The sequence below is a fragment of the Curtobacterium sp. RM9 genome (assembly GCF_054956955.1).
The window spans coordinates 2,863,648-2,881,762 of record NZ_CM143271.1 but is presented as its reverse complement, the minus strand read 5'-3'; the positions used below and the strand labels follow the sequence as shown (position 1 = coordinate 2,881,762).

Genomic DNA, 18,115 nt, shown 5'->3' with positions numbered 1-18,115 from the left:
GGCGGGCGTGCGTCGCGCCTCCAGGCCAGAGCAATGTTTGCTGATATGCACAATCTGGTACTTGACACGGTCGTGCCGGGCTTGTTGGCTTTCGGCATGATCTTGTCCGGAGTCGCCCTGACCTGCAGTGGCGTCATCGTGTCCCTCGTCGGAGAGCTCGCATCGCTAGGGGTCGTGCGGCGGAACGGTGGTGTCGGCATCCGCATCTCGTCCGTCATGCGGTCGGAGGCGACCTGGAGAGCCGGCCATCGGGCGGCGCGTCCGTGGCTCCACGGCGCGGCCGCGGGGTTCTGCGGAGCGGGGCTGTCGGACATGTTCGCGCCGCCGAGCATCGCTGAACCGTTCGTCCTCATCGGGATGGCGAGCGGCCTCTTCCTCCTGATCAGTGGAGCTGTGGTCGCACATCGCGCGGCAGGTCGCACGGACGACGCCGCGGCAGGAGCGCAGGCGGGGTCGCCGCGAAGCGCTCCCGCCGGTGGGGAGCGGCCGTCTTAGGTGGGGATGTTGACCGGTTCGGTGTCGGGGATGGGGCTCGCGTCGCGACCGCGCAGGTCGGGGAGCCAGCGCTTCGTGACGAGCGGCAGCACCACGCCCGCAGCGGCCATCGCGGCGCCGACCATCAGGCCGCCGGTCGGGCCCTCGGCGTCGATGAGGAACCCGGCCACGGCGGACCCGCCGGCCGCGCCGATGAGCTGGCCGGTGCCCATCCAGCCGTAGGCCTCGGCGGTGTCGGAGAACTTGACCGTCGCGGACACCGAGCCGAACATCACCGCGAGGGCCGGCGCGATGCCGCCGCCCGCGATGAGCAGGGCCAGGCACAGCCACCAGAAGTCCGTCCCGCCGACCGCGAGAGCGAGGCCGACGAAGACGACGGCCATCCGCGCCCAGAGGGTGTTCGGGGAGATCGGGCGGTGACCGAAGGCCAGGCCGCCGATGAGTGAGCCGACCGCGAAGACCGCCAGCACGATGCCGGCGTTCGGGCTGCCCTCGCCGAAGACGCTCGTCACGCTGGCCTCGACGGCGGAGCAGGCGCCGATGAGGAGCAGGCCGGTGAGGGTGGCGACGACGACTGACGGTCGCTTCAGCACGACGCCGAACGCGCGCTTCGAGCGGGGGATGCGAACGCGGCCGAGCTCGGGGGAGGCGATGAACCACACGCCACCGACGACGAGGAACACCATCGCGACGACGATCGCCTGGACCGTACCGATCTGCGTCGCGACGAAGGTGGTGATGACTGGGCCGGCGACCCAGATGAGCTCCTGCGCGCTGGCGTCGAGCGAGAACAGCGGGGTGAGCTGCGCCGACGTCACCATCTTCGGGTAGATCGTGCGGACGGCCGGTTGCACGGGCGGGACGGCGAGGCCGCCGAGGAACCCGACGACCACGTACGCCCACAGGGGCATCACGAAGAACGCGATGACGCCCATGCTCACCAGTGCGACGGTGCTGGTCAGGATGAGGACGGGCCGCATGCCCCAGCTGCCCATCCACCGGCTGGTCAGCGGGCCCGCGATGGCCTGGCCGATGCTCGTGGTCGCGAGGACCAGACCGGCGGCGCCGTACGAGCCGAAGATGTGCTCGACGTGCAGCAGGTAGGCGAGCGACAGCATGCCGAACGGGAAGCGTGCGGTGAGCTGCGCGGCGATGACGCGACCGACTCCGGGGGTCTTCAGCAGGGGCCCGTACGTACTCACGTGTCGAGTGTACGGACCGGCCGGTCGGGGCCGTCACCCGTCCGGGGGTGGTGTGGACGAGAGGGTGTTCGGGCGGTCCTGTGGACACTGCTCGCGACACGCCGATGCGCCGATTCCACACATGTGGATCGAACCTGTCCACGGGTGTGGGGAAGTGTCGGTGGTGGGCCGGAGAATGGCGGAATCACGGGCCTCCCGCAGCTGTTCACACTGTGGAGAGCTTGTGGAGAACTACACGGCTGTAACACTTCCTCTTGTGGTCGGTGACGCGACCGGCCACTAGATGTAGTGTGGAGGCATCGCAGCGGCCCCTCCCGGAACCGGCTGCACAGGCATCAGCAACACCTGGCTCAGCACCACTTCCAGAGCCAGTACCAACCAGCAAGAAACCAGGGGAGACCATGGCCGTCACCGTCTACACCAAGCCGTCCTGCGTCCAGTGCACCGCGACGTACCGGGCCCTCGACAACAAGGGCATCCAGTACGAGGTGCACGACGTCTCGACGGACGAGGCCGCGCTCGAGCACGTCAAGAGCCTCGGCTACATGCAGGCCCCCGTCGTCGTGACCGACGACGACCACTGGTCGGGCTTCCGTCCCGACAAGATCGCGACGCTCAGCGCCGAACTCGCGTGACGTCGTCGGTGTGTTCCCCCGCCTCTCCGCCGGGGAACACACCGACACCTCCGATCCGCTGTCCGCACCTCTGACCCAGGAGCGCACATGAGTCGCCTCGTCTACTTCTCGAGCGTGTCCGGCTACACGGCCCGCTTCATCGAGAAGCTCGGACTGCCGGCCGACCGGATCCCGCTCTACCCGACCGATCCGTTCCTGCACGCGGACGAGCCGTACGTGCTCGTCCTGCCCACTTACGGGGGCGGCAACGGGCAGGGGGCGGTCCCCAAGCAGGTCATCAAGTTCCTGAACGACGGACGCAACCGCTCGCTCATCCGCGGTGTGATCGTCGGGGGCAACACGAACTTCGGCGAGGCCTACGGTCTCGCGGGGGACGTCATCTCGCAGAAGTGCGGCGTCCCCGTCCTCTACCGTTTCGAACTCTTCGGCACGCCGGACGACGTGCACGCAGTCACCACTGGATTGGAAGCATTTTGGACGCAGCAGTTGCAGACGTCGATCTGACGTCGCCGCAGACGGGGATGGACTACCACTCCCTCAACGCGATGCTCAACCTCTACGACGCGGACGGCAACATCCAGTTCGACAAGGACCGTGAGGCCGCGAAGCAGTTCTTCCTGCAGCACGTCAACCAGAACACCGTCTTCTTCCACAACCTGAAGGAGCGGCTCGACTACCTGGTCGAGAACGAGTATTACGAAGCGGCGACGATCGAGCAGTACTCGATGGACTTCATCCAGCGTCTGAACGACCTGGCGTACTCGAAGAAGTTCCGGTTCCAGACGTTCCTCGGTGCGTTCAAGTACTACACGAGCTACACGCTCAAGACGTTCGACGGCAAGCGCTACCTCGAGCGCTTCGAGGACCGCGTCGTGATGACCGCCCTCGGTCTGGCGCAGGGCAACGAGCAGCTCGCGATCGACCTGGTCGAGGAGATCATCGCCGGCCGCTTCCAGCCCGCGACCCCGACGTTCCTCAACACGGCGAAGGCCCAGCGCGGCGAGCTCGTCTCCTGCTTCCTCCTCCGCATCGAGGACAACATGGAGTCGATCTCGCGCGGCATCAACTCCTCGCTGCAGCTCTCGAAGCGCGGCGGCGGCGTGGCCCTGCTCCTCTCCAACATCCGCGAGGCCGGCGCCCCGATCAAGCAGATCGAGAACCAGTCCTCGGGCATCATCCCCGTGATGAAGCTGCTGGAAGACTCCTTCTCCTACGCGAACCAGCTCGGTGCGCGACAGGGTGCCGGTGCCGTCTACCTGTCGGCGCACCACCCCGACATCATGAAGTTCCTCGACACCAAGCGTGAGAACGCCGACGAGAAGATCCGCATCAAGACGCTGTCCCTCGGCGTCGTCGTGCCTGACATCACGTTCGAGCTCGCGAAGAACAACGAGGACATGTACCTCTTCTCGCCGTACGACGTCGAGAAGGTCTACGGCATGCCCTTCGGCGACGTGCCGATCTCCGAGAACTACCGCGCGATGGTCGACGACCCGCGCATCAAGAAGACGAAGATCAAGGCGCGTGACTTCTTCACGACGATCGCCGAGATCCAGTTCGAGTCGGGCTACCCGTACATCGTGTTCGAGGACACGGTGAACAAGGCCAACCCGATCAAGGGCCGGATCAACATGTCCAACCTCTGCTCGGAGATCCTGCAGGTCAACACCCCGACCACGTTCAACGAGGACCTCTCGTACAACGAGATCGGCAAGGACATCTCCTGCAACCTCGGCTCGCTCAACATCGCGCTGACGATGGACTCGCCGGACTTCGGCAAGACGATCGAGACGGCGATCCGCGGCCTGACCTCGGTGTCGCAGATGTCGCACATCACGTCGGTCCGCTCCGTCGAGGACGGCAACGACAAGTCGCACGCCATCGGCCTCGGCCAGATGAACCTGCACGGCTACCTCGCTCGTGAGCGCGTCTACTACGGCTCCGAAGAGGGCATCGACTTCACAAACATCTACTTCTACACGGTGCTGTTCCACGCCCTGCGAGCGTCGAACAACATCGCGATCGAGACGGGGGAGACCTTCGACGGCTTCCGCGACTCGAAGTACGCGTCGGGCGAGTTCTTCGACAAGTACACCGACCAGGCGTGGACGCCGGCGACCCAGCGCGTCGCGTCGCTGTTCGACAACGCGAACATCACGATCCCGACGCAGGATGACTGGAAGGCGCTGAAGGCGTCCATCCAGCAGTACGGCATCTACAACCAGAACCTGCAGGCTGTCCCGCCGACGGGCTCGATCTCGTACATCAACCACTCGACGTCGTCGATCCACCCGATCGCGTCGAAGATCGAGATCCGCAAGGAAGGCAAGCTCGGCCGCGTCTACTACCCGGCGCCGTTCATGACGAACGACAACCTGGACTACTACCAGGACGCGTACGAGATCGGTGCCGAGAAGATCATCGACACGTACGCCGCGGCGACCCAGCACGTCGACCAGGGCCTGTCCCTGACGCTGTTCTTCAAGGACACCGCCACGACGCGCGACATCAACAAGGCGCAGATCTACGCATGGCGCAAGGGCATCAAGACGATCTACTACATCCGTCTGCGCCAGCTCGCCCTCGAGGGCACCGAGGTCGAGGGCTGCGTCAGCTGCATGCTGTAGAGCCGCTGCTCTCTTCCTGGAGGCGCGGGGCGGGCCCCGCCCCGCGCCTCCAGACCGTCATCAGATCACCATCTCGAATCCGGAAGACAATCCCATGACCCTCACCGACCCGGTCCACGCCACGGGCAAGTCCATCCCGCTGATCAGCGCGGTCAGTGCGATCAACTGGAACCGCATCCAGGACGACAAGGACGTCGAGGTCTGGAACCGTCTGGTCAACAACTTCTGGCTGCCAGAGAAGGTGCCGCTGTCGAACGACGTGCAGTCGTGGAACACGCTCACGCCGGAGGAGCAGCAGCTCACCATGCGGGTCTTCACCGGCCTGACGCTGCTCGACACCATCCAGGGCACCGTCGGCGCGATCAGCCTGATCCCCGACGCGATCACCCCGCACGAAGAAGCCGTCTACACGAACATCGCGTTCATGGAGTCGGTGCACGCGAAGAGCTACTCGTCGATCTTCTCGACGCTCGCCTCGACGCCCGAGATCGACGACGCCTTCCGCTGGTCCACCGAGAACGTGAACCTGCAGAAGAAGGCCCAGATCGTCCTCGACTACTACACCGGCGACGACCCCCTGAAGCGCAAGGTCGCGTCGACGCTGCTCGAGTCGTTCCTGTTCTACTCCGGCTTCTACCTGCCGATGTACTGGTCCTCGCGTGCGAAGCTCACGAACACCGCTGACCTGATTCGCCTCATCATCCGCGACGAAGCCGTCCACGGGTACTACATCGGGTACAAGTTCCAGAAGGGCCTCGAGGGCGCTTCCGAGGAGCGCAAGCAGGAGATCAAGGACTACACGTTCAACCTGCTGTTCGAGCTCTACGAGAACGAGATCCAGTACACGCAGGACCTCTACGACGGTGTCGGGCTGACCGAGGACGTCAAGAAGTTCCTGCACTACAACGCCAACAAGGCGCTGATGAACCTGGGCTACGAGCCGATGTTCCCGAAGGAGACGACGGACGTGAACCCGGCGATCCTGTCGGCGCTGTCGCCGAACGCTGACGAGAACCACGACTTCTTCTCGGGGTCGGGGTCGTCGTACGTCATCGGCAAGGCCGTCGTGACGGAGGACGAGGACTGGGACTTCTGAGTCTGGTCTGACTCGTGGGGGCGCCCCGTCGGCTTCGGCTGGCGGGGCGTCATAAGGCTTTGCTGCACGCGGCCGATGTAGGCGGCATCGCGCGAGTTGGAAGCGCTAATACGCCGATGACCTCCAGCGCCGGCGCTTTTTTCAGGCGCTCAATCCAACTGAAAGCTGACCCTTCCCTCCTCTGTCCGCGAGCGCGACACATCCGAACGTGCAAGCGGGGCGGCTCTCTCGGTGCGACCCGATAGGTTCATTCAGCTGGGCGCGGGCCCGTTCCAACTCGAAGTTGCATCGGTGCGCTTCCCAACCGGTCAGGTCTGGATAAGCTCAGAGCGTGCCCGACTCGTTTCGACTCCGCTCCGTATTCGTGCAGCAGGACGATGCTCCTGGAGTCCGCGTTGCCTTTGGGCGAGCGCGGGACCGATCTGCCAACTCCCTTACTATAGTGACCGGCAGAAACGGAGTAGGTAAATCTCGGCTCCTCGCAACAATCGCTACGGTATTCGCAGCACTAGGGGGCGAGCGCCCTCGTAAAGGAATATCTGCCGTCGTCAACTTTGAGGTGAACGGCTATAGCGTCGATGCGGAGATTGACCGAGGCCGTCTTACGTATAACCTGAACACGATCAGGCTCGGATCGTCGCAAGCTCCTGGGCCACGACGTGTGATTGCAACGACTGCGAGTGCGTTCGATAAATTTGCACTGCCACGGGTTCTAGACAGCGACAACCTCGATAGAAAAATGTCCAATTACAGGTATCTCGGCTTGAAGGACTCTCGCGGCCGTATATCAGGCACCGCCGGCCTATACAGGGGTCTAGAAGCCATCTTCGACAGCCTTGGCGAAGATAGCTATCGCAGGAGCAGAATCGGCGACGTGTTTGTTGATCTCAAATACGAACCTCGTGTGGTGGTTCTGTATGACTGGACCAGTATGGGGCGGGCGTTGCTCGGAGCAGGAGCTGCTGCGGGCAGAGTCGCTTTTGAGACGCTACTGCGTAGCGAGGAGGTTCCTGCAAGATTCGACCCTAGTTGGAAGGAGATAACGACCGAGCAGATTGACAATCTCCAGTCCGCAGTTGCATTGATCGCGGAGGTAGTCGAGCGCGGGACAATTCGCCTCCGTGCAGACTTCGCGGAGGAGGTCAGTACTCGCGTCGAGCATTTGCGCGCGGCTCAAAGACTCAGGCGGGCTGGGATGATCCGTATCAGGAGCGTTGATTTATTCCCCATCGGTGCCGAGAGCCCGATAGACGTGCAGTCGGCAAGTTCGGGCGAATTGTCATTCATCACAACCATGCTTGGTATTGCATCGTCTATTGATGATGGAAGCCTGGTACTGGTGGATGAGCCGGAGATTAGCCTACACCCCGAACTGCAGTCGCAATATATTGGGAGGCTGAGGGCCGCATTCAGTGAATTCACCGGATGTCATTTTATTATTGCGACGCACTCGCCTCTCTTGGTGGCTGGTATGGGAAAGAATTTGGGTTCGATCGTTTCCCTCGAGGCGATCGAGTCTCCTGCTCCGGGCGACTCTGGGGCATCGGTGGAGACATCGGCTATCGAAGTAGATGACCCTGCGAGTTCCCTCGACGCTGTGCTGCTTAATACGTTCCGCATTTCGGGCCCGGATAATTTGTACATCAAACATACGCTGGTTCGGGCGCTCCGACTTGCAACGCGAGGGGCCTATGAGGGGACAGAGTTTGACGACCTTCTTGAGATCCTGAGGAGCGCTCTCACGGCGGATGACCTCTCATTAGGAGTCAGGCGTGTGATCGAAGACCTCGACGCAGCTGTGGCGCGAGCGAGGGAGGTGAATTGACACGCTATCTACCCCCGGTTGTCTATAGTGGGGATGTCCTCAAAGTCGTTGATTCGTTCAACTCGAGTGGGTCCAGCGATCACCGGTACTGGTCGCATGTTGATGCGAAGCCAGTTCGAGCCGCTATCAAGCGTCACTACCAGGCAGCACAAGGCTTCCAGTGTTGCTACTGCCGACAGGTTTTTCCCATAAGACACATGCGAGCTTGGGATGCCGAGCATATCGTCCCGAGGCGGCTTCACCCTCAGTTCATGTTCACACCAGCGAATCTAGCGTTATCGTGCCCGGATTGTAATGGTCCTAAGCGAGATGAGGAAACCCTGGTGGATCCGAGCGCATTGGTCTACCCAAGCTCCGGGTCTGAATTCCTGATTGTTCACCCGCATTTCGATTACTACTTTGACCATATTGTGGTGGCGGGCCTAGTCTATGCTGCCGTGAAGGGATCGGAGAAAGGTGAGTGGACGATAGAAGCGTGCGATCTGGGGAGATTCGCGCAGTTGAACATCGGTTGGCCAGATCCAGTTGAAGAGGACGAGTTTGAGGAGCAAGTCGATCGTGCCGATGCGGGCGATGATTTGTCCGTTCAGGCCATCTCCAATGTGTTGCGTTCCAAACTCTAGGGATTCGACAGGTGCACCGTGTAGTGAAAAGTCGCAAGGGCAGAGCTTCCTTCCCGGTCCCTCGCGTTCCTGTGCGATGCTGTCAGCGGCCGGGAAGCAAGTACCCCTGTGCGAATGGCAATGAGTGCAATCGTTGAGGCCGGGTGAGACGTCCTGACTATGGTGCGGCCTATCGGCCGTCTCCGCCGGCCGTCCGCACATTCCGCCCCTTCGCCACCGCACACACTTCTGCATCGGGATGGCGCCTGAGGATCGCCAGCTCCACCCACAGGTCGTAGAACGGCAGCCGCGCCGGAAGCGACGGCCGCGCAAACAGCTCGGATACGCCTCCTCCAACCATCCCGGCACCGGAGCCAGTGACGCCGGATCGAGCCCGGGCGATGAGGACGTCGGTGGGAACTCTTCCGGCCGCGCACACCCTTGCAGGATCGCGTCGAGCTCGACGTCCGCCGGCTGCGCCACGGCCTCGGCAGAGTCGATCAACCCCGTGACCTGTCCGTCGCCGACGATGCTATTCAACCCGTGCAGGTCGCCGTCGACGAGCACGCGCGGGTTGGAGCCGAGCAGCGACAGGCGCGATAACACCCAGGCGCGACCGGCAGCGAGCAACGGCGAGGGGGGCCTGGCAGCTCCCGGGTCCTCGACCAGCGACGACGCCGCACCTACGACCGGCGGGTGGTATGCCGGCGATGACCCACCGGCCAGGGCCCCACGAAGCCACGGCGGCATGAGCCCAGCGGGAACCGACACCCGGTGAGGCGCTTGCAGCGCGTCCGCGGTACCCGCCGCCACACCTCGGGCCGCTGCTCGAGCCAGCCCTTCCAGTAGGTGCGCCAGAACACCTACTGCACGAACTTCTCCGCGGCGTGCAGGTCGTGTCGGGCGAGGACGGCGTCGACGACCTCCTGCTCGGTGACCAGGCGATGCCGGATGTACGGCGACAGCCCGGAGACATTCGTCCGCGAGGGGCCGAGGTCGTGGCTGCGGTCACGGCGGTAGTCCGCGCCGGCGTGCGGGACGAACTCATGCAGGGCGTCGAGGCCGGCGGCTCGGGTCGGATGGTCACCGCGCCATCCTGCGCCTGCCGCCGTCGGGGGAGCCGTGCGGGGCGGGGCGGGAGGGCGAGACCGGACATGTCGGCAGGGTCAGGCGATGCTGCTGCCGCCGTCGACGAGGAGCTCGCTCCCCGTCATCCCCGAGCTCTGGTCCGTCACGAGAAAGAGCACCGTGGCGGCGACCTCGTCGGGACGCAGGAGTCGGCCGAACGGGAGCCCGCTCGCCATCTGCTCGAGCATCGCGTCGGGGTTGCCCGGGGCGAGGCCCGCGAGACCCGGCGTCTCGGTAGGCCCGGGGACGACCGTGTTGATCCGGACGCCGCGCGGTGCGAGCTCGGCCGCCCACGTGCGGGTGAGTGCGGCGATCGCGGCCTTCGACGCCCCGTACAGGCCGAACGACGGCTCGGTGCCTGACGCGGCCGTCGAACCGCTCACGACGACGGCGGACCCCTCGTGCAGGAACGGCAGCGCGCCCTGCACAGTGAGGGTGGTCCCGCGGACGTTGGTGCCGAAGGTCGCCTCGAAGTCCTCGGCGGTGACGGCGTCGAGGGGCTTGAACTCCCCGCCGCCGGCGTTCGCGTGCACCGCATCCAGCCCGCGACCGCGCTCGGCGACCGCGGCGAAGAGCGTCGCGATGTCGGAGGGCTCGGCGGCGTCGGCACGGATGGGCGTGACCGCGTCGCCGAACTCGTCGCGCAGCGCGTCGAGCGCAACCTGGCGCCGACCGGTGACGAAGACGTGTGCGCCCTCGTCGATGAAGCGGCGCACGACCGCGAGGCCGATGCCCGACGTCCCGCCCGTGACGAGCGCGGTCTTGTCCTGCAGTGCTCCGACCATGGTGTCCTCCTGGAACTGTTGTTGACTGCTTGGTCCAGAACGGTACTCCGTGCTTGACTGATCAGTCAACAACGACTTCCGAGGAGTGCACATGCCCCGACCGCGCAAGTTCGACGAGGCCGACGTCGTCGAGCGCGCCCGACGCACCTTCGCGGAGTCCGGGTTCGACGGCACGTCCCTCGACGACTTGCTCGAGGCCACGGGGATCGGGCGGCAGAGCCTCTACAACACGTTCGGCGGCAAGAAGGAACTCTTCATGCGCGCCTTCCTCAGCGACACCGCCGAAGCCGTCGAGGTCGTGCAGGGCGTCCTGCGGAGTTCCGAGCACCCGATCGCCCGGATCCGGACGCAGCTGGTGTCCGTTGCGGTCGAGCACGGGGCGGCGCAGGGGGCGCCCTCCCTGCTGCTCCGCGCAGCGGTGGAGTTGTCCGCCCGCGACCCGGAGGTCGCCGCCACCGTCTCCGAGGCCTTCGACACGATCCGCGCGGGCTACACGGCCTGCATCCAGGACGCGCAGGCCGCTGGTGAGGTCGAGGTAGACGCCGACGCCGATGCGCTCGGCACCTACTTCTGCGCGGTCATCGAGGGGATGGGGGCGATCGGGCGCGTCGGGACCTCGCGGGCGGCGCTCCTGCAGGTGGGGATCGCGAGCCTCGCGGCCCTGCCGATCACCGCGCTCGGTGAGGAGCACCTCGGCACCGCGGACGGTCCCTGGGACTGAGCGTCGTCACGCACCAGGGTGACGCCGCGGCGACGTGACCAGCGGGGCGGGCCGTCGCCGCGCCTCCAGGACGGGTCTGGAGGCGCGCATCCAGCGGGCGCGACGGCGCGCTCCGGGACCGCTCAAGCCGGCGGCGTCGTTCCCGCGCCCTCGGTGTCGTCTGCGCCAGCCGGACCGGTGCCGGCCTGGTCGAGGTTCTCGTGCGGGTCGCCCATGTCGCCGGTCGCCTTGCCGGCGGGTGAGAGCCCGAAGTGCCCGCGGACGGCGTTCACCTCGGTGGAGGACAACGTGTTCCCGGCTCCCGGGGAGGGTGCGCCCTTGATCGCGCTCTTCGTGTACCCGACGTGGAGGTCCGTTCCGTCGAAGGTGGCGTCCTCGACCGGGACGAGCGCGGGATGTCCACCGAGGAGGCCCGTCGCGACGCTGACGAACGCGGCGCTGCCGTCCTCGTCGGAGGGAAAGACCTGTACGACCTTGCCGACGGAGGCGCCGTTGCGGTCTCGGACGGTCGCGTTCTCGACCTCGTGGATCGTGTTCTTGGTGATCATGGGCGTAGTCAACGCTCCTGGCCTGATCCGCTTGTGTCAGTGGTCGCGCGAAGGCCGTCACCAGCCCTGTCGGCGGGAGCAGGAGCTCGCACGCCCCCTCGTGGCGAGCCGCCTGGGTCCGGCGACCTCGGGGTACTCAGCGGGACGCCGTCTCTGAGAACGACCCGCCCGTGAACTCGTGACCGCCGAACACGACCTGCACCGGGATGGCGTTCGACCGGTCGGCGACGTACCGGTACACGCCACCGGGACGTCCGAGCCACAGCAGCCGTGCGGGTGTCGCGGACGTCGGCGCCGTGCGGAGTTCCACGAGGTACTGCCCGGAGGGGATCTGGAACTGCGCTGTCTGCTCGTCGTCGAGCAGCGTGGAGAACCGGGTGGAGAACGATGCTCCGGTCGTCACGTTCGCGACCGTGATGGTCGCGCCGCTCAGCTGGGCCGACGGGGCGCGGGACGCCGCGGAGGCGTAGACGATCAGGTCGTAGTCGTCGTGCGCGTAGTGCCGTGACAACGTCACCTGCGAAGCCGGGAGCGTCCCGCGCTGCTGGTAGACCCGGGTCTTCCAGACGGCCGGTGACGCGTTCCCGCTGACGTACGCCTCGATGCGGTACTTCCCGGTGCTCAGTCCGACGAACTGGTAGTGGCCGGCGCTGTCGGTCGTCGTGCGGAAAACGCGGCCGGTGTCCACGTCCGATGCGTACATGAGTCGTCCGACGGCGGGTCCTGTGGGGTCGACCACGCCTCCCTGGACGGTGGCGCCGATCACGAGCGGCAGGTCGACCACGACCGTCGAACCGCTGCGGACCGCGATGCCTGAACGGAGCGCGGGCGCGTAGGTCCCGGTTCCGTGCGGCGGCAACCGCCGCGTGCCCACCGTGATGGTGTCCGGTGCCGGGATGCCGCTGAACGTCGCGGCGCCGTCGTCATCCGTGGTGACTTCACCGACGAGGGTGTCTGTGTTGCTCGCCGCGAGTTCGACGTCCGCCAGGCGGATCGGAGTGCCGTCCGGCGTCGTGAGCTGGACGGTGATCGTTCCCGAGCCGGCCGCCGTCGCGGGCGGTGCGAGCCCGATCAGCGCTCCCGCTGCCAGTGCGACGACCAGTGTCGTCCCCGTGATCAATCGCATCGCGTTCCCCGATCCTCCGGCAGTGGTGCGTTGGCTGGGACTGTACGCGTCCTGCGGACTGCTGACCGCGGGCCAGGCCCGCGACGGGTGCGTCCCTGCCGACGCGATGTGCCTGGCGGGGCTGACCCGTGCCTCCAGGCCGGGCTGAGACCCGAGCTCTCGGCGGACGCGACACGGGAGACGGCCCGCCCCGTTGTCGAGGTGGGCCGTCCTGTGCAGCCGCGCGGCTAGCGCGACACCTGCACGGTGACGCTGGCGAGCTCGGCCCGCACGATGTCCGCACCAGCGGACAACGCGCCGAGCTTGTCCAGCGCCGCACGCCGCGCAAGGGGAGCCATGCCGCAGTTGGAGCTGGGGATGAGCTTGTCGGCGTCGACGAACTCGAGTGCGCGGCGGAGGACCTCCGCGACCTCCTCCGGCGTCTCGACGGTCTCGGTCGCGACGTCGATCGCGCCGAGCATGACCTTCTTGCCACGGATGAGCTCGACGAGTTCGAGCGGGACGTGGGAGTGGATGCACTCCAGCGAGACGATGTCGATCGACGACTGCTGCAGGAGCGGGAAGGACTGCTCGTACTGCCGCCATTCGGCGCCGAGGGTCTCCTTCCACTTGTTGTTCGCCTCGATGCCGTAGCCGTAACAGATGTGGACGGCGGTCTCGGCGCGCAGACCCTCGGCAGCACGCTCGAGAGCGGCGACGCCCCAGTCCTGCACCTCGTCGTGGAAGACGGTGAAGGCGGGCTCGTCGAACTGGATGACGTCGACGCCGACGTCCTGGAGCTCCCGGGCCTCCTGGTTGAGGATCGTGGCGAACTCCCACGCCAGCTTCTCGCGGCTCTTGTAGTGCTGGTCGGAGAGCGTGTCGATCATGGTCATCGGGCCGGGGAGCGCCCACTTGATCGGGCGGTCGGTCTGCGCGCGGAGGAACTTCGCGTCCTCGACGAACACCGGCTTCGGGCGGCTGACGGCACCGACGACGGTCGGGACGGCGGCGTCGTACCGGTCGCGGATCCGGACGGTCTCCTTGCGCTCCTGGTCGATGCCGTCGAGGTGCTCGATGAACGTCGTGACGAAGTGCTGCCGGGTCTGCTCGCCGTCGCTGACGATGTCGATCCCGTGGCGCTCCTGCTCGTGGACGGCCGACCGCAGGGCATCCTGCTTGCCCTCGACCAGTGCGTCGCCGTCGAGCAGCCAGGGGGACCAGAGTCGCTCGGGCTCGGCGAGCCAGGACGGCTTCGGCAGGCTGCCGACGATCGAGGTGGGGAGGAGGGTGCTCATGCGCGTGGAGGTCCAGTCGGTCAGTGGGTGAGGGCGGTGCGGTCGGCGGTCCAGCGTTCGAGGAGTGCACGGTGCGGCTGCACGAGGTGTTCCTCGGTGTAGCGGCCCTGCGTGACGCCGAGGCGGCTGCGCTCCTCGCGGTCGTAGGCGATGCCGGTCGACGCCCAGTCGGTCTGATCGAGGCTCGGTCGGAAGGTGCTCGGCGCGACGGTGTCCGCGTTGTAGATCTCCGGACGGTAGATCTTCTGGAACGTCTCCATGGTGCTGATCGTGCCGATCAGCTGGAGGTTCGAGTAGTCGCTCGTCAGGTCACCGCGCGTGTAGAACGCGAGCGGCGCCTTCGACCCCGGGGGCATGAAGTAGCGGACCCGCATCCCCATCCGGCCGAAGTAGTCATCGGTGAGCGAGGAGTGCTCGTGCGTGTACTCGGCGCCGAGGACCGGGTGGACGTACTCCGTCTGGCGGTAGGTCTGGCTCGTGGAGACGCTGATGCAGACGACGGGCTCCGCGGCGAAGTGGTCCTGGAACGCCGGGGACTCGAGGAAGCGCTGGAAGAGCTGTCCGTGGAGCTGCCCGAAGTCGTCCGGGATGCCGGCGCTCGTGTCGAGGGACGGCAGCAGCACCGCGAAGTCGTAGTCGCGGAGGTACGACGAGAAGTTGTTGCCGAGGATGCCCTGGTGGCGCTCGCCGGTGTGCTGGTCGAGGATCGTGACGTCGAGCACCTCGATCAGGGGGAACGACTCGGCCGCTCCGGCGTCCTCGAAGTGCAGTGTGACGGAGACGATGTCGAGTTCGACGCGGTAGCGGTCGCCGTTCGTCTCGTCCGCTCCGGTTGCGCCGTCCGCTCCGGTCGCGAGGTCGTTGCAGCGGTCGTTGATCAGGGCGAGCGCGTTGCGGAGGTTCTGTTGGCGGTGCTCGCCGCGGGCCAGGTTCGCGAAGTTCGTGGTCAGCCGGGAGCTGTCCGAGGGGGAGTAGTCCTCATCGAAGCGCGTCCTGGTGACGCTGAAGGTGGGGTCGTTCGCCATGGTCCGCAGTCCGTACGTCGAGCGCCCGTGGGCACTGGGGGAGGTGTCCTTCGATCATGACGGGGAACGCAGGCCATCAGGTAATACCGAGACGCTATGCGCCGGTATAGCCTCGCCCTATGGCTCGGGTCTCGAACGACATCACCCTCCAGCAGCTCCGGTACTTCATCGAGGTAGCGTCGGAGGGCTCGATCAGCGCGGCGGCTGACCTGCTCTACGTCTCGCAGCCGACGATGTCCGCCGCGATGAAGGACCTCGAGACGCGGATCGGACGCCCGCTCTTCACCCGCTCCGCCCGCGGGGTCGTGCTCACCGTCGACGGCGTCGAGTTCCTCGGGTACGCCCGACAGGTCATCGAGCAGGTCTCCCTCCTCGAGCAGCGCTACGTCGGTCGTCAGGCGTCGCGGCGATTGCTCGGGGTGTCCGCCCAGCACTACTCGTTCGCCGTCGAGGCCTTCGTCCGGATGGTCGAGGGCGCGGCGGCGGACGAGTACGAGTTCTCGCTCCGTGAGACGCGGACGTGGGACATCATCGAGGACGTCCGCACCCTGCGGAGCGAGGTCGGCATCCTCTACCGCAACGACTTCAACCGGCAGGTGCTCGGGAAGCTGATGCGTGACGCCGGGGTCGTGTTCACGCCGCTGTTCGTCGCGCAGCCGCACATCTTCGTCGCCCGGCGGAACCCTCTCGCCGCACGAGAGCGCGCGACGCTCGAGGACCTCGCGGACCTGCCCCGGCTGACGTTCGACCAGGGCGCGAACAACTCCTTCTACCTGGCCGAGGAGATCCTGTCGACGATGTCGAGCAAGCGGGAGATCCGGGTCTCGGACCGGGCGACGATCTTCAACCTGATGATCGGTCTCGGCGGGTACACGATCTCGACCGGGCTGATCAGCGACGACCTCGACCCCGAGATCGTCGCCATCCCGCTCGACGTCGAGGAGCGGATCGAGATCGGCTGGATCGCGCACGCCTCGGTACCGCTGACGGTGCAGGCGCAGACGTACCTGGAGGAGTTGCGGGCGGTGGTCAGCAGTTACGGCGTCGAGCCGCTCGGGTAGGCAACGCCCCGTCGGGAAGGGCGCTGCCAGGACCGGCTGGGTGGGCCGCCCACCGGCTGCCGGACGGGAGGCGCGGTGCCAGCTCGCCCCGCGCCTCGCGTCGAGACCGGCTGCCGGACGGGAGGCGCGGTGCCAGCCCGCGCCGCGCCTCCCGTCCGCCCCCCATGCGGCCGGTCCGCCCCCTGCCGGGACCGGCGACCCCGGTTGCGACCAGGGAACGGCTCCCAGGGGCGCCGGTCGGGAGGGGAGCAGGGCCCCGTCAGCCACCGTACGGCGACCACCGGCTCAGCCGGAGGTCTTCACGGGGTGGAGCTCGTCCGTCGCGGGGTGGAATCGTGCCGGTGCTCCTGGCCGGCTCTGTTGCTCGGGAAGCCGGCCCGACGGGCGTGGTCCACGGCCTGTGCCCTCGAGCTGACCTGCAGCTTCCGGTAGAGCAGCCGGGTCATGCTCTTCATCGTGTTGGTGCTGATGAACAGCGTCGACGCGATCTCCGCCGCGGTGAGCTCCGTGGTGAGGAGTGCGAGGATGTCGTTCTCCCGCTTCGTCAGCTGGGGGAGGTCCCGCCGCACGGAGCTGATCCGCGTCGCGGTTCGGGCCGCGCTGCCCGTGGCTGCGACGAGCTGCTCGAGTTCGCCCGGGGCGATCGCTTCGTAGCTGGTGTGGAGCCCGGCGTGCTGGATCAGCGCGTCCGCCCGCAGGAACGCGTGAGCGGCGGTGTCGGGGTAGCCGAGTGCCCGGGCGGCGGCCGCGTGGACGAGCAGGGCGTTCGCCTGCAGACGCGGCTCGATCCCGTCGTGCGTGACCGGTTCGCTGAGGTCGAGCGCTACGCGGTGCCGACGCTGGACGTGGGCGACCGCCGCCGTGATGACCCGGTCCGATGCGGAGAGGTCCGTGAACTCGTCGAGGTCGTCGGCGATCCGTCCGCGCAGCAGCTGCACCCGGACGCGGGCGGCGCGTGCGAGTCGACCGTCGACGCCAGCGGAGTCGAGGACGGGGTGTGCCTGCAGGTGCAGCTCGAGACGGGACTCGGTGACCGCGGCGTCCGCGACGTTGTGGGCGTGCAGCGACCGCACCCACATCGCCGGCGCCCAGTACTCGCCGAACCCGAGTTCCTCCGCCTGGTCGAGGAGCGCTGCGGCCTCGTCGAGCTCGTCGCGGTCGGTGTGCAGCAGCGCCCGGGTGACGAGGAGGACGGCGTCGTAGCGGCTGTCGGTCACGCCCTCGTCGAGAGCTCGCTGGACCCAGGTGCGGGCGAGGTCGGTCCGGCCGCGTTCGCCGTGCAGCCACCCGGCCGACGCGGCGGCACGACGGGCGACGTAGGGCTGCCCGGTGGCGCGGGCGAGCGTGTAGACGCGTTCGTACTCGACTGCCGCAGCGGGTGACGCGGCGGCGTCGAGGGACCGGGCCCACTGCATCCGTAGGTGCGCCATCGACTTCGCGACGTCGGGCACCTCGTTCAACGGGGCCGCCGCGGCTCGCGCGAGGGCGTCCTGCGCGATCCTGGCCGCTTCTCCGGGGTCGTCGCGCGTCCGAGCGGCGGCGGAGTCGGCGGTGAGCTGGATGAGGTCCTGCATGGCCGACTGCCCGGGCGGCGTGACCGGCGGGTGCTGCAGGGCGGGATGGACCCGGCCGGCATCACCCCCGGCGACGACGTGCTCGAGGTGCGTCGCCGCGACGATCAGACCCGGATTGCGCATGAAGGCCTCACCGGGGAGCGCCTTGAGGGCCGCGAGGAGATGCTCGGGGGCGGTCGCGGCGACCGTGTCCCAGTGCTCCTCGACCAACGCAGCGGCGGCCGCCGCGCTGTCCGTCCGGGCGGTCCTCGTCACCGCGGCGGGGAGGTCGGCGGGCTTCACTGATCATCACCTGTCGTCGTGTCCATCGCACCACCAGCGTGCCAGGGCCGATGCCTTCCGTCGAGGAGTTGCCACCGTGCCGCCGTCCCCCTCGTCCGGGGGGTGC

16 protein-coding genes and 1 pseudogene are annotated in these 18,115 nt (G+C 66.9%); 10 read left to right on the top strand and 7 right to left on the bottom strand.

Going from position 1 to position 18,115, the window contains the following annotated elements:
• Positions 1 to 33: 33 nt before the first annotated feature.
• A complete protein-coding gene (locus tag ACY3FI_RS13650) occupies positions 34 to 495 on the top strand; it encodes an SdpI family protein (RefSeq protein WP_462548103.1) in 462 nt (153 codons plus the stop codon).
• On the opposite strand, the gene ACY3FI_RS13645 is transcribed toward ACY3FI_RS13650, so the two are convergent.
• The gene (locus tag ACY3FI_RS13645) at positions 492 to 1,697 is read right to left on the bottom strand and encodes an MFS transporter (RefSeq protein WP_462548102.1); all 1,206 of its coding nucleotides are present in this window, start codon (positions 1,695 to 1,697) and stop codon (positions 492 to 494) included. The two genes, ACY3FI_RS13650 and ACY3FI_RS13645, sit on opposite strands and share 4 nt — an antisense overlap.
• Positions 1,698 to 2,098: 401 nt before the next feature.
• On the opposite strand from ACY3FI_RS13645, the gene nrdH reads away from it, so the two are divergent.
• From nrdH to ACY3FI_RS13610, 7 genes and pseudogenes are all read left to right on the top strand, one after another.
• Positions 2,099 to 2,332 (top strand): glutaredoxin-like protein NrdH, encoded by a 234-nt coding sequence (gene nrdH, locus ACY3FI_RS13640; RefSeq protein WP_058769310.1) that lies wholly within the window; start codon positions 2,099 to 2,101, stop codon positions 2,330 to 2,332.
• A gap of 87 nt (positions 2,333 to 2,419) precedes the next feature.
• The gene (gene nrdI, locus ACY3FI_RS13635; protein WP_462548101.1) at positions 2,420 to 2,836 is read left to right on the top strand and encodes a class Ib ribonucleoside-diphosphate reductase assembly flavoprotein NrdI; all 417 of its coding nucleotides are present in this window, start codon (positions 2,420 to 2,422) and stop codon (positions 2,834 to 2,836) included.
• A 17-nt stretch (positions 2,837 to 2,853) separates the two neighbouring features.
• Complete coding sequence (nrdE, locus tag ACY3FI_RS13630; RefSeq protein ID WP_462548100.1) at positions 2,854 to 4,959, top strand: class 1b ribonucleoside-diphosphate reductase subunit alpha; 2,106 nt, start codon at positions 2,854 to 2,856, stop codon at positions 4,957 to 4,959.
• Between the two features lie 94 nt (positions 4,960 to 5,053).
• Positions 5,054 to 6,055 carry a class 1b ribonucleoside-diphosphate reductase subunit beta gene (gene nrdF / locus ACY3FI_RS13625; protein ID WP_462548099.1) on the top strand — a complete coding sequence of 334 codons (1,002 nt, stop codon included), beginning with the start codon at positions 5,054 to 5,056 and terminating at the stop codon, positions 6,053 to 6,055.
• A 442-nt stretch (positions 6,056 to 6,497) separates the two neighbouring features.
• Entirely contained in the window at positions 6,498 to 7,880 is a 1,383-nt protein-coding gene (locus ACY3FI_RS13620; RefSeq protein ID WP_462548098.1) for an AAA family ATPase, read from the top strand.
• A pseudogene (locus tag ACY3FI_RS13615) lies at positions 7,877 to 8,176 on the top strand (HNH endonuclease); the annotation flags it as partial. The gene ACY3FI_RS13620 and the pseudogene ACY3FI_RS13615, both read left to right, overlap by 4 nt.
• Before the next feature lie 27 nt (positions 8,177 to 8,203).
• Positions 8,204 to 8,503 carry a hypothetical protein gene (locus tag ACY3FI_RS13610; RefSeq protein WP_462550401.1) on the top strand — a complete coding sequence of 100 codons (300 nt, stop codon included), beginning with the start codon at positions 8,204 to 8,206 and terminating at the stop codon, positions 8,501 to 8,503.
• A 1,145-nt stretch (positions 8,504 to 9,648) separates the two neighbouring features.
• On the opposite strand, the gene ACY3FI_RS13605 is transcribed toward ACY3FI_RS13610, so the two are convergent.
• Positions 9,649 to 10,395, bottom strand: coding sequence for an SDR family NAD(P)-dependent oxidoreductase (locus ACY3FI_RS13605; protein ID WP_462548097.1), 747 nt, complete (start codon positions 10,393 to 10,395; stop codon positions 9,649 to 9,651).
• A 91-nt stretch (positions 10,396 to 10,486) separates the two neighbouring features.
• Here ACY3FI_RS13605 and ACY3FI_RS13600 point away from each other — a divergent pair, with 91 nt between their 5' ends.
• The gene (locus tag ACY3FI_RS13600; RefSeq protein ID WP_462548096.1) at positions 10,487 to 11,116 is read left to right on the top strand and encodes a TetR/AcrR family transcriptional regulator; all 630 of its coding nucleotides are present in this window, start codon (positions 10,487 to 10,489) and stop codon (positions 11,114 to 11,116) included.
• A 122-nt stretch (positions 11,117 to 11,238) separates the two neighbouring features.
• Here the strand turns inward: ACY3FI_RS13600 and ACY3FI_RS13595 are convergent, their stop codons facing one another.
• The 4 genes from ACY3FI_RS13595 to ACY3FI_RS13580 form a co-directional block, all read right to left on the bottom strand.
• The gene (locus ACY3FI_RS13595; RefSeq protein ID WP_462548095.1) at positions 11,239 to 11,664 is read right to left on the bottom strand and encodes a PRC-barrel domain-containing protein; all 426 of its coding nucleotides are present in this window, start codon (positions 11,662 to 11,664) and stop codon (positions 11,239 to 11,241) included.
• A 136-nt stretch (positions 11,665 to 11,800) separates the two neighbouring features.
• A complete protein-coding gene (locus tag ACY3FI_RS13590) occupies positions 11,801 to 12,790 on the bottom strand; it encodes a carboxypeptidase-like regulatory domain-containing protein (RefSeq protein ID WP_462548094.1) in 990 nt (329 codons plus the stop codon).
• A gap of 227 nt (positions 12,791 to 13,017) precedes the next feature.
• The gene (locus tag ACY3FI_RS13585; RefSeq protein ID WP_462548093.1) at positions 13,018 to 14,067 is read right to left on the bottom strand and encodes a methionine synthase; all 1,050 of its coding nucleotides are present in this window, start codon (positions 14,065 to 14,067) and stop codon (positions 13,018 to 13,020) included.
• Between the two features lie 20 nt (positions 14,068 to 14,087).
• Positions 14,088 to 15,092 (bottom strand): putative oxygenase MesX, encoded by a 1,005-nt coding sequence (locus ACY3FI_RS13580; protein WP_462548092.1) that lies wholly within the window; start codon positions 15,090 to 15,092, stop codon positions 14,088 to 14,090.
• A 119-nt stretch (positions 15,093 to 15,211) separates the two neighbouring features.
• On the opposite strand from ACY3FI_RS13580, the gene ACY3FI_RS13575 reads away from it, so the two are divergent.
• The gene (locus tag ACY3FI_RS13575; protein WP_462548091.1) at positions 15,212 to 16,153 is read left to right on the top strand and encodes a LysR family transcriptional regulator; all 942 of its coding nucleotides are present in this window, start codon (positions 15,212 to 15,214) and stop codon (positions 16,151 to 16,153) included.
• 299 nt (positions 16,154 to 16,452) lie between these two features.
• Here ACY3FI_RS13575 and ACY3FI_RS13570 read toward each other — a convergent pair whose 3' ends face one another.
• On the bottom strand, positions 16,453 to 18,009 hold the full coding sequence (locus tag ACY3FI_RS13570) for a helix-turn-helix transcriptional regulator (RefSeq protein ID WP_462548090.1): 1,557 nt from the start codon (positions 18,007 to 18,009) through the stop codon (positions 16,453 to 16,455).
• Positions 18,010 to 18,115 lie beyond the last annotated feature (106 nt).